This is a genomic window from Rhodoferax potami, assembly GCF_032193765.1.
Classification (GTDB): domain Bacteria; phylum Pseudomonadota; class Gammaproteobacteria; order Burkholderiales; family Burkholderiaceae_C; genus Allorhodoferax; species Allorhodoferax potami.
On the sequence record NZ_JAVBIJ010000001.1, the window covers coordinates 3385074 to 3397780 of the forward strand.

Annotated in this window: 14 protein-coding genes and 1 pseudogene; 10 read left to right on the forward strand and 5 right to left on the reverse strand. The window is 59.3% G+C overall.

What is annotated here, in order from left to right; genetic code table 11:
* Window position 1: 1 nt before the first annotated feature.
* From ntrB to cynS, 4 genes are read left to right on the forward strand one after another with little or no spacing between them, the layout of a single operon-like run.
* Complete coding sequence (gene ntrB / locus RAE21_RS16375; RefSeq protein WP_313882272.1) at window positions 2-859, forward strand: nitrate ABC transporter permease; 858 nt, start codon at window positions 2-4, stop codon at window positions 857-859.
* 13 nt (window positions 860-872) lie between these two features.
* Window positions 873-1754: an ABC transporter ATP-binding protein gene (locus tag RAE21_RS16380; protein ID WP_313882273.1), complete on the forward strand. Its 882-nt coding sequence runs from the start codon at window positions 873-875 to the stop codon at window positions 1752-1754.
* Window positions 1751-2197 (forward strand): nuclear transport factor 2 family protein, encoded by a 447-nt coding sequence (locus RAE21_RS16385; RefSeq protein ID WP_313882274.1) that lies wholly within the window; start codon window positions 1751-1753, stop codon window positions 2195-2197. Before RAE21_RS16380 ends, RAE21_RS16385 begins: the two co-directional genes overlap by 4 nt.
* Before the next feature lie 43 nt (window positions 2198-2240).
* Window positions 2241-2684 carry a cyanase gene (gene cynS / locus RAE21_RS16390; protein ID WP_313874652.1) on the forward strand — a complete coding sequence of 148 codons (444 nt, stop codon included), beginning with the start codon at window positions 2241-2243 and terminating at the stop codon, window positions 2682-2684.
* Here cynS and RAE21_RS16395 read toward each other — a convergent pair whose 3' ends face one another.
* The gene (locus RAE21_RS16395) at window positions 2685-3785 is read right to left on the reverse strand and encodes a 3-deoxy-7-phosphoheptulonate synthase (protein WP_313882275.1); all 1101 of its coding nucleotides are present in this window, start codon (window positions 3783-3785) and stop codon (window positions 2685-2687) included. It lies immediately after the preceding gene.
* Window positions 3786-3945: 160 nt separating this feature from the next.
* On the opposite strand from RAE21_RS16395, the gene dcm reads away from it, so the two are divergent.
* From dcm to RAE21_RS16415, 4 genes are read left to right on the forward strand one after another with little or no spacing between them, the layout of a single operon-like run.
* Window positions 3946-5205: a DNA (cytosine-5-)-methyltransferase gene (gene dcm / locus RAE21_RS16400; protein ID WP_313882276.1), complete on the forward strand. Its 1260-nt coding sequence runs from the start codon at window positions 3946-3948 to the stop codon at window positions 5203-5205.
* Between the two features lie 21 nt (window positions 5206-5226).
* Window positions 5227-5502 carry a hypothetical protein gene (locus tag RAE21_RS16405; protein ID WP_313882277.1) on the forward strand — a complete coding sequence of 92 codons (276 nt, stop codon included), beginning with the start codon at window positions 5227-5229 and terminating at the stop codon, window positions 5500-5502.
* Complete coding sequence (locus RAE21_RS16410; protein WP_313882278.1) at window positions 5499-5927, forward strand: very short patch repair endonuclease; 429 nt, start codon at window positions 5499-5501, stop codon at window positions 5925-5927. The genes RAE21_RS16405 and RAE21_RS16410 overlap by 4 nt, the downstream gene beginning before the upstream one ends.
* 42 nt (window positions 5928-5969) lie before the next feature.
* Entirely contained in the window at window positions 5970-7262 is a 1293-nt protein-coding gene (locus tag RAE21_RS16415; protein ID WP_313882279.1) for an MvaI/BcnI family restriction endonuclease, read from the forward strand.
* A gap of 87 nt (window positions 7263-7349) precedes the next feature.
* On the opposite strand, the gene RAE21_RS16420 is transcribed toward RAE21_RS16415, so the two are convergent.
* On the reverse strand, window positions 7350-7769 hold the full coding sequence (locus tag RAE21_RS16420) for a hypothetical protein (RefSeq protein ID WP_313882280.1): 420 nt from the start codon (window positions 7767-7769) through the stop codon (window positions 7350-7352).
* A gap of 598 nt (window positions 7770-8367) precedes the next feature.
* Here RAE21_RS16420 and RAE21_RS16425 point away from each other — a divergent pair.
* Window positions 8368-8520, forward strand: a pseudogene (locus RAE21_RS16425) (PEP-CTERM sorting domain-containing protein); the annotation flags it as partial.
* Between the two features lie 13 nt (window positions 8521-8533).
* Here RAE21_RS16425 and RAE21_RS16430 read toward each other — a convergent pair.
* Window positions 8534-9037, reverse strand: a complete 504-nt coding sequence (locus RAE21_RS16430; protein WP_313882281.1) for a DNA-deoxyinosine glycosylase — start codon at window positions 9035-9037, stop codon at window positions 8534-8536.
* A gap of 70 nt (window positions 9038-9107) precedes the next feature.
* Here RAE21_RS16430 and RAE21_RS16435 point away from each other — a divergent pair, with 70 nt between their 5' ends.
* Window positions 9108-10112, forward strand: a complete 1005-nt coding sequence (locus RAE21_RS16435) for a DUF1176 domain-containing protein (RefSeq protein WP_313882282.1) — start codon at window positions 9108-9110, stop codon at window positions 10110-10112.
* A gap of 24 nt (window positions 10113-10136) precedes the next feature.
* Here the strand turns inward: RAE21_RS16435 and RAE21_RS16440 are convergent, their stop codons facing one another.
* Together RAE21_RS16440 and RAE21_RS16445 are read right to left on the reverse strand one after the other, a co-directional pair.
* Window positions 10137-10463: a rhodanese-like domain-containing protein gene (locus RAE21_RS16440; RefSeq protein WP_313882283.1), complete on the reverse strand. Its 327-nt coding sequence runs from the start codon at window positions 10461-10463 to the stop codon at window positions 10137-10139.
* A 60-nt stretch (window positions 10464-10523) separates the two neighbouring features.
* Window positions 10524-12698 carry an alpha-galactosidase gene (locus RAE21_RS16445; protein WP_313882284.1) on the reverse strand — a complete coding sequence of 725 codons (2175 nt, stop codon included), beginning with the start codon at window positions 12696-12698 and terminating at the stop codon, window positions 10524-10526.
* Window positions 12699-12707: the final 9 nt, after the last annotated feature.

Here is a 12707-nt window from a genome sequence, read left to right on the forward strand (position 1 = left end):
CATGGGCACGAATCTGAACCTACGGGCCCTGCTGATCTCGGTCTTGCTGCTGTTGGCGCTATTGGGTATCTGGCAAGTGGCTTCCCAGTCCAGTGCCAGCGCCAGTGCTAGCAACTTGAGTGCAGAGCAGGCTGAGTACCTCAAGATGCTGGGCAAAGACCCCGGTGCGCAAAAGCAGGGCGGTTTTCCTACCCCTGCCGAAATGGGGCAAGCCGCCTGGAAGCACTTGGCAGATCCCTTTTATGACAAAGGCCCCAACGACAAAGGCATCGCCATCCAGCTGGGCCACTCGCTGGCGCGGGTGGGCCTGGGCTTTTTGCTGGCGTGTGTGGTGGCGATACCGTTGGGGTTTGTGATCGGCATGTCGCCTCTGCTGCACAGGGCGCTGGACCCGTTTATCCAGATCCTCAAGCCCATCTCGCCGCTGGCTTGGATGCCGCTGGCGCTCTACACCATCAAGGACTCGTCGGCCTCCGGCATCTTTGTGATCTTCATCTGCTCGGTGTGGCCCATGCTGATCAACACGGCGTTCGGCGTGGCCAGCGTCAAGCGCGAGTGGCTGAATGTCGCCAAGACCCTGGAGGTCAAGCCCCTGCGCAAAGCCTTTCAGGTGATATTGCCTGCAGCCGCGCCCACCATCCTGACCGGCATGCGCATCTCCATGGGTATTGCCTGGCTGGTCATTGTGGCGGCTGAAATGCTGGTGGGTGGCACCGGCATCGGCTACTTTGTCTGGAACGAGTGGAACAACCTTTCACTCACCAACGTGCTGTTTGCCATTGGCGTCATCGGCGTCATGGGCATGCTGCTGGACCTGGTGTTTGCCCGCCTGCAGAAATGGGTGACCTATGCAGACTGAGCCCACCACCACAATGACAACGCCCCGCCCCTTTTTGCAAATCGAGGGCTTGGCCAAGAGCTATCCCGGCGCTACTGAGCCCGTGTTTGATCAGGTGAACTTCACCGTGGCCAAAGGCGAGTTTGTTTGCATCATCGGCCACTCGGGTTGCGGCAAAACCACCATCCTCAATGTGTTGGCCGGTCTGGAGCAAGCCAGCGCGGGTCACGTGTTTATGGATGGCCGGGAGGTCAATGCGCCCGGCCTGGAGCGTGGCGTTGTGTTCCAAGGCCATGCCCTCATGCCGTGGCTCACAGTGCGCCACAACATTGCGTTTGCAGTCCGCTCCAAGTGGCCCGATTGGTCTGCTGCACAAGTGCAAGCGCAGGTCGAAAAATATGTGGCTTTGGTGGGGCTGAGTGCCGCTATAGACAAAAAGCCTGCAGCGCTTTCGGGCGGCATGAAACAGCGCGTGGGTATTGCCCGTGCGTTTGCCATCGAGCCCAAAATGCTGCTGCTCGACGAGCCCTTTGGCGCACTGGATGCGCTCACCCGGGGCACCATTCAGGACGAGTTGCTCACCATCGTGCGTGACACCGGGCAAACCGTTTTCATGATTACCCACGATGTGGACGAAGCCGTGCTGCTCGCCGACAAAGTGCTGCTCATGAGCAACGGCCCCACCGCGCGGGTAGCCGAGATCGTGCACAACACCATGCCCCGCGACCGGCAGCGCGCCACCGTGCACCACGACCCGCAGTACTACCCGCTGCGCAACCATCTGGTGGACTTTCTGGTCAGCCGGTCCAAAGACCTGTCCAACGGCCGCGCGCCTGCACACCCGCCGGTGGTGCAGCCCGGGCTGGCCGCACTCACACCGACCGCACCAGTAACCCTAGACGAGGCCTCGTCATGAGCAGCCCCTTACTCAGCCGCCCGCCCCTGCCACCGTTCACGCTGGAGACAGCCAAAGAAAAGGTGCAAAAGGCCGAAGACGCCTGGAACAGCTGCGACCCCGACCGTGTGGCTCTGGCTTACACCGAAGACTCGGTGTGGCGCAACCGCGCCGATTTCTTGTCGGGCCGCCCCATGATCCGCGAGTTCTTGAAACGCAAGTGGGCCAAGGAGCTGGACTACCGGCTCAAGAAAGAGCTGTGGGCCTTTACCGGCAACCGCATCTCGGTGCGCTTTGAGTACGAGTGGCACGACGACGCGGGCTTTTGGTTCCGCTCGCACGGCAACGAGCAATGGGAGTTTGACGATCACGGCCTCATGCGCCGCCGCGAAGCCAGCATCAACGATGTGCCCATCCAAGCAGCCGATCGCAAGTTCCACTGGCCACGCCCGGTCGCGGCCTAGCCCATTACCCCTTTTTATCTATCAACACCCAAAGGAGCACTCCATGAACCGCAACGACATCACTGAAAAAATCATTACCGTCAAAGTCAGCAAAGGCATCACCTGGGAATCGGTGGCCAAAAAAGTGGGCTTGAGCAAAGAGTGGACTACCGCCGCCTGCCTGGGCCAGATGACGCTGGACGACAAGCAAGCCAAGATCGTGGGCAAAATCTTCGGCCTGACGGTAGAAGAGCAAAAGTGGTTGCAAGTGGTGCCCTACAAAGGCTCGCTGCCCACCCCCGTGCCCACCGACCCGCTGATCTACCGCTGGTATGAAATCGTCAGCGTGTACGGCACCACCATCAAAGAACTCATCCACGAAGAGTTTGGCGACGGCATCATGAGCGCCATCGACTTCTCGATGGACATCGTGCGCCAGCCCGACCCCAAGGGCGACCGGGTGAACGTGGTGCTGTCGGGCAAGTTCTTGCCCTACAAGACGTACTGATTAAGCAGCAGCTTTCTGGCGGCGCGCACGCACAGCGGCCGCCAGTTGTTCCAGCACCGGCACGGTTTGCGCCCAGCTGATGCAGGCGTCGGTCACGCTCACGCCGTGCTGCAGCGGCTTGCCGTCCACGATGTCCTGGCGGCCCTCGTTGAGGTGGCTCTCGATCATCAGGCCGGTAATGCGCTCATCGCCAGCGGCAATCTGTGCTGCCACGTCTTGCGCCACCACGATCTGGCGGGCATGCTGCTTGCTGCTGTTGGCGTGGCTCACGTCAATCATCACCTGCTCGCGCAGGCCGGCGGCTTTGAGCAGCGCGCAAGCTGCGTCCACATCGGCGGCGGAGTAGTTGGGCGCCTTGCCGCCGCGCAAGATCACGTGGCAATCGTTGTTGCCGCGTGTCTCGAAGATGGCGGCCTGGCCCATCTTGGTCATGCCCATGAAAGCGTGCGCGCCTTGCGCGGCCTGAATCGCGTCGGTCGCTACCTTGATGCCGCCGTCCGTCCCGTTCTTGAAGCCCACGGGGCAGCTCAGGCCGCTGGCCAGCTGGCGGTGGCTCTGGCTCTCGGTGGTGCGCGCACCAATGGCACCCCAGCTCACCAGTTCGCTGATGAACTGCGGCGAGAGCAAATCCAAAAACTCGGTGGCTGCAGGCAAGCCGGTGTCCAGCACGTCCAGCAACAAGCGGCGCGCCATCTCCAGCCCTTGGTTGATGGCAAAGCTGCCGTCCAGGTGCGGGTCGTTGATATAGCCCTTCCAGCCCACGGTGGTGCGCGGCTTTTCAAAGTACACGCGCATCACCACCAGCAGGTCGGCGCTCAGTGCATCCGCCTGCGCCTTGAGCAGGCGGGCGTATTCCATGGCCTGGCTGTGGTCGTGGATGGAGCAGGGCCCCACCACCACCACCAGCCGGTCGTCCTGCCCCTGCAGGATGCGAGAGATGGCCGCACGGCTGCTCTCCACCAGCGCCTCGGCCGCGGCCGGCACGGGCAGCTTTTCTTCCAGAAGCGCGGGGGTGATGAGCGGGCGCACCGCGCCGATGCGCACATCGTCAATGCGGGTGGTGTCGTGGGTGGTCAGGGCGGCGATGGTGGAGGTGGTCATACTATGAATTTGATAGCTACTCGCGCAGGTAATACGAGCGCTAGAGGGTGATTTGGCTTGTATTTTAGACGGTGCGTAGTTTGGGGCGTTTGAAATAAATTACTGTATAAATTCACAAAGGGACAAAAACCGGACAAATGTCCGGTAGTATTCCCGCCGTATGACAAGCCCAATCACCACCGAAGACAACTCCGCCGCCCTCCAATACTTGCAGGCGGCACGCAAATCCCACTCACAAGCTGACCTAGCCAAGCATCTGAAATTTGGTGAAAGGCAGGTACGACGTTGGGAAAAGGGTGAACAACCAATACCGGCCCATGTAGCCGAAGAGCTTCAGCGCCTTCTCGACTTTGGGATTGACTCCAAGCCAACCAGTGACTTCACCTTTATCGATCTCTTTGCCGGTATCGGCGGGATCAGATTGGCTTTTGAAGCGATTGGTGGCGAGTGCGTCTTCACCAGCGAGTGGGATAGCTATGCGCAGAAGACCTACGCTACCAACTTCCCCAGTTCGCACGTCATCAACGGAGACATCACCCAGATTGATGCGGAAGACATCCCGGACCATGACGTGCTTCTGGGCGGCTTCCCCTGCCAGCCCTTCTCTATCGCGGGTGTGTCAAAAAAGAATGCGCTTGGCCGTGCGCACGGCTTCGCTGATGAAACACAAGGCACGCTTTTCTTTGATGTGGCACGCATCATTGCGAAGAAGCGGCCCAAGGCGTTCATGCTCGAGAACGTCAAGAACCTGCAATCGCATGACAAAGGTCGCACCTTTGACGTGATCCATCGGACGCTTCGTGATGATCTTGGCTACAACGTTTTCTTCAAGGTGATTGATGGCGCTCACTTTGTGCCACAGCATCGCGAGCGGATCATCATTGTTGGCTTCAGGGACGATGTTGACTTTGATTGGGACAAAGTGAAATTGCCCGGAAAAGGCAACGTCACTCTTGGCGAGATTCTTCACAAACCCAAGCTCGAGGCAGCAGCGAAAGTCGATGGCAGCAATTACTTTGACTATGAGAACAAGAAGCTGCTGAGCAAGTACACGCTGACAGACAACTTGTGGACGTACCTGCAGAACTACAAGAAGAAACACCAAGCCGCTGGCAATGGATTTGGCTTTGGGATGGTCAACGAAGGAAGCGTCACTCGCACACTTTCTGCACGCTATTACAAGGACGGATCAGAAATTCTTGTGGATCAAGGTGATGACAAAAATCCTCGTCGCTTGACCCCAAGGGAATGCGCCCGATTGATGGGATTCCCTGACACTTTCAAGATTCCTGTGTCAGATACCCGCGCCTACAAGCAGTTCGGAAACTCCGTAGTGGTCCCAGTCATGGAGGCTGTTGCGAAGGCGATGCGACCACATATCTGCAGCCCAGCCAGTGCTGCAAAGGCAAAGAAGAAATAGTCACTTTTCAAGGAGTCCAACATGCAGACAACATCGCGCATTCCATCACTGCCAAATAAGTCTTACTTTGCAATGAACAGGTGGTTCCAGCAGATGCAACTGGCGGGCCTGCTCTATCACCCTGATGAACGCGCTGAAGACATCGTTGACATTGAAACGGATACGCAAGTGTTTGACCCAGCTGAATGTGAACTACTTGATGCGCTGATCGACCAAATGTTTGAGGTCCATGGAGATAAGGTTTACGACGTTTGCATAAAGCACGTTCACAAGGCCATGGGCATTAAGCCAGAGTGATTGATATTGTTGACCCTGCTACCCGCAGTCGAATGATGGCGGGTATCAAGTGCAAGGACACCAAGCCGGAGGTTTTCTTGCGAAAAGCCTTGCATGCACAAGGCCTGCGTTACAGGCTTGGCGGCTGCGGACTACCTGGCAAGCCTGATCTAGTCTTCCCATCAAGAAAAGCGGTTGTATTCGTGCACGGGTGCTTTTGGCATCGCTACGAATGCAGGTACTTCAAATGGCCTCAAAGCAATGGCGCTTTTTGGAAAACCAAACTCGACAGAAATGTAAAGCGCGACATGTGCGTGAAAGCAGCATTGAAACAGCTTGGATGGTTAGTCTTTACTGTCTGGGAGTGCGAGCTACGAGAAACAAGGTTTCAGCTTCCCAATGAATCTATAGAGCAACTGCTTCTCGAATTGAAGTCGATTAAATGAGACGAAGGATGGTTTTAAGATCGCCATAAAAAGGGGGAAGAAATGGCGATTGAGACTGTCGAAAAATTGCTTCTGCGTTTTCGTGCACTGGGAGCCGAGCGAGTTTTTTTTAAGAAACTGGCTGAGAACGACAACAGAAAGCAACAGATCTATCTGGGTAGTAGTTTTGCCGCGCTGAGTTTTTTCCCTTATGGGGAAATTGTTGCCTACCCGGATCTGAAGGTACCCAATTTCAAAGCCCCTTTGGATTTTTTTTGGTTTGACGAAAGCACGGTAGAGAAGGCGCGCGGTGCTCAATTAATTCTTTATCCAGCATATCCAGAGGTTCGCCTTTCAGGTTTTTTGACTGGCTGCCGAATAGCGCCAAGTGAACATATGCGCGAAGTACCCGAAGAATGTCGCCGAGGGTTCGATGGGCGGGTATTGATTTTTGGAACAACGGCAGATGGAAGGACGTTTGCCTATTTGGCCGCCGAGAACACACATCTTTCCAAAGAGCTACGCGCCCATCCCAGTGCATCCGATGAGCTACTGATCGAACTAACACTCCCAGTTGGCTCTCAAGAAAACAAGCAAAAACTTCTGGACGCTCTGCGGGAGATACATCAGACAGGGCCGCACAGCTCCAAACGTATGTACTCGGATGGGACAGTTAAACCTTATACAGCGCGCAATGGTGGCGGCTATACCTTGGAAGCGCTGCTTGGCATTGCTCCCAATTCTCGAGCAGAGCCCGATTACATGGGCTGGGAAATTAAGGCCTACACGAAATCCCGTGTGACACTGATGACGCCCGAACCGAATGGAGGGTTTTACGGACGAGAAGGTGTCCGCGCTTTTGTTGAAAAGTATGGACATTTGTCAGCTGCTGGGGATAAATACTTCACCGGCGCGCATAAGGTTGATAAACCAACAGAACTGGCTGGAACCACTTTGAAGTTGAGGGGATACAACCCTGATTTACCAGACAAGATGGCGGTAGACGGTGCAATCTATCTTGTGGACGCACTAGGCGAAGAAATCGCAGTGTGGGATTTTTCGAGCCTACTCACACATTGGAATAGAAAACATGCGTTTGCAGCCTATGTCCCTACTGAGAGGTATAGCGCTACTAATGAGTACCACTACAAAAGTCCGATATTGATGGGCGAGCAAACGGATTTCAGTAAATATCTGCAAGCCTTGGCGAGGGGGATGATTGTTTTTGATCCAGGCTCAAAGATCTATGGTCCCGATTCCGAAAAAGCTGGGACAGTAAAAGCCAGAAGCCAATTCAGAATTACGGTTAAGGATTTAAGCAAGCTGTATACCCACTTTTCTGCTGAAGATCTGTAGAGAATATGTAACGTGAAATACATCAAATGCTTCCATTTTGATAGCTGCTTGCGCAATATCCACGAGCGCTAGAGCCCGATTTGTCTCTTAAACCAACCCATGCCGCTCCATCACCTCCCGCCAAGCCGCCAGCTTGCGCTCAAAGCTCCAGCTGGCGTTGGCCGGGCTGGTGCTGGGTAGTTGGTAAACGGGCACGCCCAGGGTGCGGGTGTGGCGGGCGTGTTTGAAGCTCTCGCCGCCGTTGTGGCCGATGGCCTGTAGCTGCGGCAGGTGCAGTGCGGCAGTGTCGTTGGGCACCGCGTTGCGGATGGCACTGGCCAGGCTGCCTTCGCGCTCGCAGCGGGCGTACACATCCCACACGCCTGAGCCGCGCTCCAGCAGCCATGCACTATGGATTTCATAGCTGCTGGTACGTATTCCATGTGGGCCAAAGCCCCAAAAGATATGCGCTTGCATTCCAGAGCCAGTGCCGCCTACCTGACCTGAAACGCTGTAGGCGCGCTGCATGGTTCGTTTGGACTATTGATAATCACGGATCCACGGCCATAGCATGCTCACGCTCAACATGTTTTTCAAGTCACTCAACATAGGGAGATATTTGAAGTATGCAAAACGCAAAAAAACTGATGTCCGTAGTTGCAACAGCGCTACTTTTTGCAGCACCCGTAGCTTCACATGCTGTGGACCTGGACTTCAATGGAGCTGTTAGTAACGGCGTAAGGCTGTCCCAAAACTATGGCGACGGACCAACGTGGGACGTCACCTATCGGGACTTAACGACTCCCTCCTTCTCACTCTTGGGTTGGACCACGGGTTACCAAGGAACGCGGGATGTACTCTATTCAGGTGTCACCGACGCCGGCTCGCATGGTCGCATCACTATTGCCCCCTATGCGGGCTACCAAGTTACGCTCAACTCTTTTGACTTAACTCCATATCTGACGGGTGCCCCACGCACTTTTTCCTCGCAATGGGCGGTCTACTCTGTAGGGGGGGGGGCCTCATTCGCATCCGTCGGCCCTTTGGCTACTTTGACTACGTATAGCCCAGCGTTGTCGTCAACCACCGGTGTCATCATTGAGTGAAGGCCAGTGCTTACTATGTGGGTATCGACAACATTCGTTTCTCAGTGACTGCTGTCCCTGAACCCGAAACCTATGCGTTGCTGTTGGCGGGCCTAGGCGTGGTTGGGGCTATAGCGCGCCGCAAAAAGCCCGCCGCTCAAGCAATCGCTCTGTGGCGAGGCACGCGGGGGTAGTTAAAGAGCAACGTCAAACCAACCCATGCCTCTCCATCACCTCCCGCCAAGCCGCCAGCTTGCGCTCAAAGCTCCAGCTGGCGTTGGCCGGGCTGGTGCTGGGGAGTTGATAGACGGGCACGCCCAAGGTGCGGGTGTGGCGGGCGTGTTTGAAGCTCTCGCCGCCGTTGTGGGCGATGGCCTGTAGCTGCGGCAGGTGCAGCGCGGCGATGTCGTTGGGCACCGCGTTGCGGATGGCACTGTCCAGGCTGCCTTCGCGCTCGCAGCGGGCGTACACATCCCACACGCCCAGGCCGCGCCCCAGCAGCCATTTGCTACGATTTTCATAGCTGCTAGCGCATATTCCATGAGCGCCAGAGGGCCAAATGGCTTGCAATATCTTCCAGAACTGGTTTTGCGGGTGGCCGTAATACTCTTGCGCCTGCAATGAGCGCACACCGGGAAAGCTGCCCAGTATCAGCACCTTGGTGGCGGGTGACACCAGCGGCGGCAGGCCGGTGAGCAGAGTGGTCGTCATGGGGAGATCCTCAAGGGCATTGCTGCGCTATTCTCGTCAATCTATGCCCCGGCTTCCTGCTCTTCCCTCCATGCTTATCTTGAAAACATGGGCTGCACTGTATGCCCTCGCGCTCTCTGGCGTGGCGCACGCCCAAGTCTTTGCCTTCAAAGACTGGGCGGTGGCCTGCGACAACACGCGCCACTGTGAAGCCGTCGCTTACCAAAGCGAGGAATTGGACTCCGCGCCTGTGGTGCTTTGGTTGTCGCGCGACGCGGGCCCGGATACGCCAGTGCGCGTGCAGGTGGACATGGATGAGAGCGAAGACCCCAAGCAGCTGGGCTTGCGTCTCGGCACGACCACCTTGAAGGGCATCTCCCGCGGGCAAGACCTGAGCCCGGCCCACACCAAACAGTTGCTGGCGCATGTGCTGGCCGGGCAAACACTCACGCTTGCAGATGGCGCCAAACGGTGGGAATTGTCCTTGGCGGGCAGCCATGCGGCACTGCTCAAAATGGACGATGTGCAGGGCCGTGTGGGCACACCGGGTGCGTTGGTTCGCAAAGGCAAGAAGCCTGAGGCCACGGTGTTGCCCGCAGTATCCGCGCCAAAGGTGCATGCCGCCACTTTGCCCAAGACCACCAAGGCAGATGAAGCGCTGTTGCAGCCCATTCTGAAATCCATCACGCCGCGGGACTGTTGGGACGACTTGCCCGACGACAGTAGCCCTGACACATCCCTCGTGCGTGTGTCGAGCACGCAGGTGCTGGTGATGCGCGAATGCGGGCGGGGGGCGTACCAAGGCGGGAGCGGCGTTTGGCTGGCCAATAGCAAACCGCCCTATGCGGCCAAGCGCTTGGAGTTGCCTTTGCCGCAGGGCAAGACCAGCGACTATGTGATGAACCTCAGCGTTACCGATGGCCGCTTTGCCTCGTATGAAAAAGGCCGTGGTGTGAATGACTGCGGCGCCGGTTACGACTGGGCTTGGACTGCCAAGGGTTTCGCGCTCACCGGCGCCTGGAGCGCGCCACTGTGCCGGGGAATGCCGGGCGGTGGCTACAGCTTGCGAACCTTCACCGCAGACATCGCGCCCTGAACAGGGCTTAGACGAGGCGCAGCTTTACTTCTTGGCCAGGGTTTTGCGGGCCTGCTCGATGCCGCCCACGTTCTCGGCTTTGCTAAAGCCCATACCTTTGAGGGTGTCCAGCGCGATGCCGCTGCGCCGGCCACTCTGGCAGTACAGCAGCACCGTGTCGTCTTTGCCCACGCCGGCTTTGGCAATCTCTTGGGCGATGTTGCCGTGCTCGATGTTGATGGCGCCTTCCACATGCCCGGCTGCAAATTCCTGCGGGCTGCGCACATCGATGATGACGTCTTTGGCCTGGGCCGAGAGGGCCGCCAAGGACATGGTGAGGGCGAGGGTGATGTTGGCGACGAGTGTTTTCATGCGGGGGCCTCAGGAGATGGTGGGTTCCTAGGAATTGTCGCCGCCTCGCGCCAACCCGGTCTACTGCGGGATAAACCGCAGCCGGTAGATCAGCGCGCTCTCGGCGTACATGCGTGGCAGCGGCAGGCCCACTGCGGCGAGCCACGCGCCGTGGGCGGTGGGCGGCAGGGCGGCTTGGGCACCGGAGGCCAGCGCCGCGTCGTTGAGCGGGCTGCTGGTCCACTCAGGCGGTGTCGGGTCCAGCCGCTCGATGGTGTAGTGCGCCGCCGGGCGCAGCATGGGCAGGCGCAGGGGCGGTGTGTTGCGGTGGGTGGTGGGCGCGGTGCGGTACACCAGCAGCAGCACTTCGCTGGCACCGGCGTCGCCATGGGCTTGCCAGACTACGCCGTCGCTCGCCTCGCCCAGCCACACCTGGCCGGTGTGCAGGCGGTTGCGCAGCTGTTTGTACATGCCCACCCAGCGGCCCAGGGCCATGCGGTCCTCGTCGCTCATGTGGCGCACGTCGGCCTCTATGCCCAGGTGCCCGCTGATCGCGACACCGGCACGGAAGTTCAGGCTCTGACTGCGGCCGGTGGTGTGCGCGGGCGCGGGGCCGATGTGGGCGCCCAGAATCTCGGGCGGCAAAAACTGCAGCGCGCCACGCTGGATGGCCACGCGGGAGAGTGCGTCGTTGCAGTCGCTGGTCCAGACGCGGTGGGTGTGGGCGAGCACGCCCATGTCCAGCCGCGCGCCGCCGGAGGCACAGCTTTCAATTTCCAGCTGCGGGTGGGCGGCGCGCACCCGGTCCACCAGCGCATACAGCGCGTGCACAAAGCGGCGGTAGGCCGGGCGGCCCAGTGCGTCGCCGGCGGTGGTGAGGTCGCGGTTCATGTCCCACTTGAGGTAGGCAATCGGCACGTTGCTCAAGAGTGCGTGCAGCTTGGCAAACAGGTAGTCGGCCACCTCGGGGCGGGCTACGTCCAGCACCAGCTGGTTGCGCATGGTGAGCAGGGGGCGGCCCTCCAGCTGCAGCGCCCAGTCAGGGTGGGTGCGGAAGAGCTGGCTGTCGGGGTTGACCATTTCGGGCTCGACCCACAGGCCGAACTCCATGCCCAGCTGGTTCACATGGCGGGCCAGGGGTTGCAAGCCGTTGGGGTATTTGGCGGGGTCGGGCCACCAGTCGCCCAGGGCGGCGCGGTCGCTGTGGCGGCCCTGGAACCAGCCGTCGTCCAGCACAAATCGCTCCACACCCACGCTGGCGGCGGCTTCGGCCAGTGCGTTGATGTCGTCGGTGCGGTGGTCAAAGTACACCGCTTCCCAGGTGTTGAGGTGCACCGGGCGCGGGCGCATGCGGCCACTGGGCCAGGGCAGGCGGCTGCGCACCGTGGCGTGAAAGTTGGCGGCCAGGCCGTTCAGGCCCTGCACCGAGCAGCTGGCAAACAGGGTGGGCGTTTGCAGGTGCTCGCCTGCGCCCAAGCGCACTTCGCCGGGGGCCAGCCATTCGCCCGTTTGCCATTGGTATTGCCCGTCGTGCAGCCACTCGATGGCCTGGCGGTGGTTGCCCGACCAGGCCAAGTGCGCGCCATACACGGTGCCGGCGTGTTCGGTGCTGCCAGGTGTGGTGACCACGGCACCGGGAAAGCTGTCGTGTGACGTGCGGCCGCGCCGGTTCTCACGCTGCCAGGTGCTGCGCGAGAGGGCATCCACCTGCAATTGAAATTCGTTGGCCCATTGGCCGGTGTAAGAGCGCACCGCCTGGGCGTTGCCGGGCAGCGGCACAGTGCCTGCGGCCAGCCACTGCACGTCCAGCACATTGGGCCCGTCGTTCACCAGCGTGCTGCTGAGTTGCAGCACATCGTGCGCGTCTAGCGCCATGTGCAGCGTCAGGCGCAGTTGCGCCACGCTATCAGTGAGGTGGATGGCAATGCGCTTGCCGGTGAGCAACGTTTCCACTTCGCAGTGGGTGAACTGTTGCGCAAACTGCTGGCCGCTACGGTGGGCGAGCAAGGCGCTTTGCATGTACCAGCCCACGCCGAAAGTGGGGGCCACGGTCAGCGGCTGGTCGAACTCCATGCTGCTGGGCGGGATGGCCCGGCCATCGCGCAGCGGAGCCAGGGGCACGCAGTGTTCCGGCAGGCGGGGGCCCCAGTAGCGCCACAGCGGCGCCTCACCCGGGCGCACCTCCAGCACCACGCTGGTGTGGGTGCCGTGCAGGGTGGTGAAGGTGGCAGAAGCCTCAGGTGCGTGGGTGGACATGGCGGACAC

What these genes read in the sequence shown, in the direction of transcription:
- ntrB (WP_313882272.1), top strand. Translation starts at nt 2, where the DNA reads ATGGGCACGAATCTGAACCTACGGGCCCTGCTGATCTCGGTCTTGCTG.
- RAE21_RS16380 (WP_313882273.1), top strand. Translation starts at nt 873, where the DNA reads ATGACAACGCCCCGCCCCTTTTTGCAAATCGAGGGCTTGGCCAAGAGC.
- RAE21_RS16385 (WP_313882274.1), top strand. Translation starts at nt 1,751, where the DNA reads ATGAGCAGCCCCTTACTCAGCCGCCCGCCCCTGCCACCGTTCACGCTG.
- cynS (WP_313874652.1), top strand. Translation starts at nt 2,241, where the DNA reads ATGAACCGCAACGACATCACTGAAAAAATCATTACCGTCAAAGTCAGC.
- RAE21_RS16395 (WP_313882275.1), bottom strand. Translation starts at nt 3,785, where the DNA reads ATGACCACCTCCACCATCGCCGCCCTGACCACCCACGACACCACCCGC.
- dcm (WP_313882276.1), top strand. Translation starts at nt 3,946, where the DNA reads ATGACAAGCCCAATCACCACCGAAGACAACTCCGCCGCCCTCCAATAC.
- RAE21_RS16405 (WP_313882277.1), top strand. Translation starts at nt 5,227, where the DNA reads ATGCAGACAACATCGCGCATTCCATCACTGCCAAATAAGTCTTACTTT.
- RAE21_RS16415 (WP_313882279.1), top strand. Translation starts at nt 5,970, where the DNA reads ATGGCGATTGAGACTGTCGAAAAATTGCTTCTGCGTTTTCGTGCACTG.
- RAE21_RS16420 (WP_313882280.1), bottom strand. Translation starts at nt 7,769, where the DNA reads ATGCAGCGCGCCTACAGCGTTTCAGGTCAGGTAGGCGGCACTGGCTCT.
- RAE21_RS16430 (WP_313882281.1), bottom strand. Translation starts at nt 9,037, where the DNA reads ATGACGACCACTCTGCTCACCGGCCTGCCGCCGCTGGTGTCACCCGCC.
- RAE21_RS16435 (WP_313882282.1), top strand. Translation starts at nt 9,108, where the DNA reads ATGCTTATCTTGAAAACATGGGCTGCACTGTATGCCCTCGCGCTCTCT.
- RAE21_RS16440 (WP_313882283.1), bottom strand. Translation starts at nt 10,463, where the DNA reads ATGAAAACACTCGTCGCCAACATCACCCTCGCCCTCACCATGTCCTTG.
- RAE21_RS16445 (WP_313882284.1), bottom strand. Translation starts at nt 12,698, where the DNA reads ATGTCCACCCACGCACCTGAGGCTTCTGCCACCTTCACCACCCTGCAC.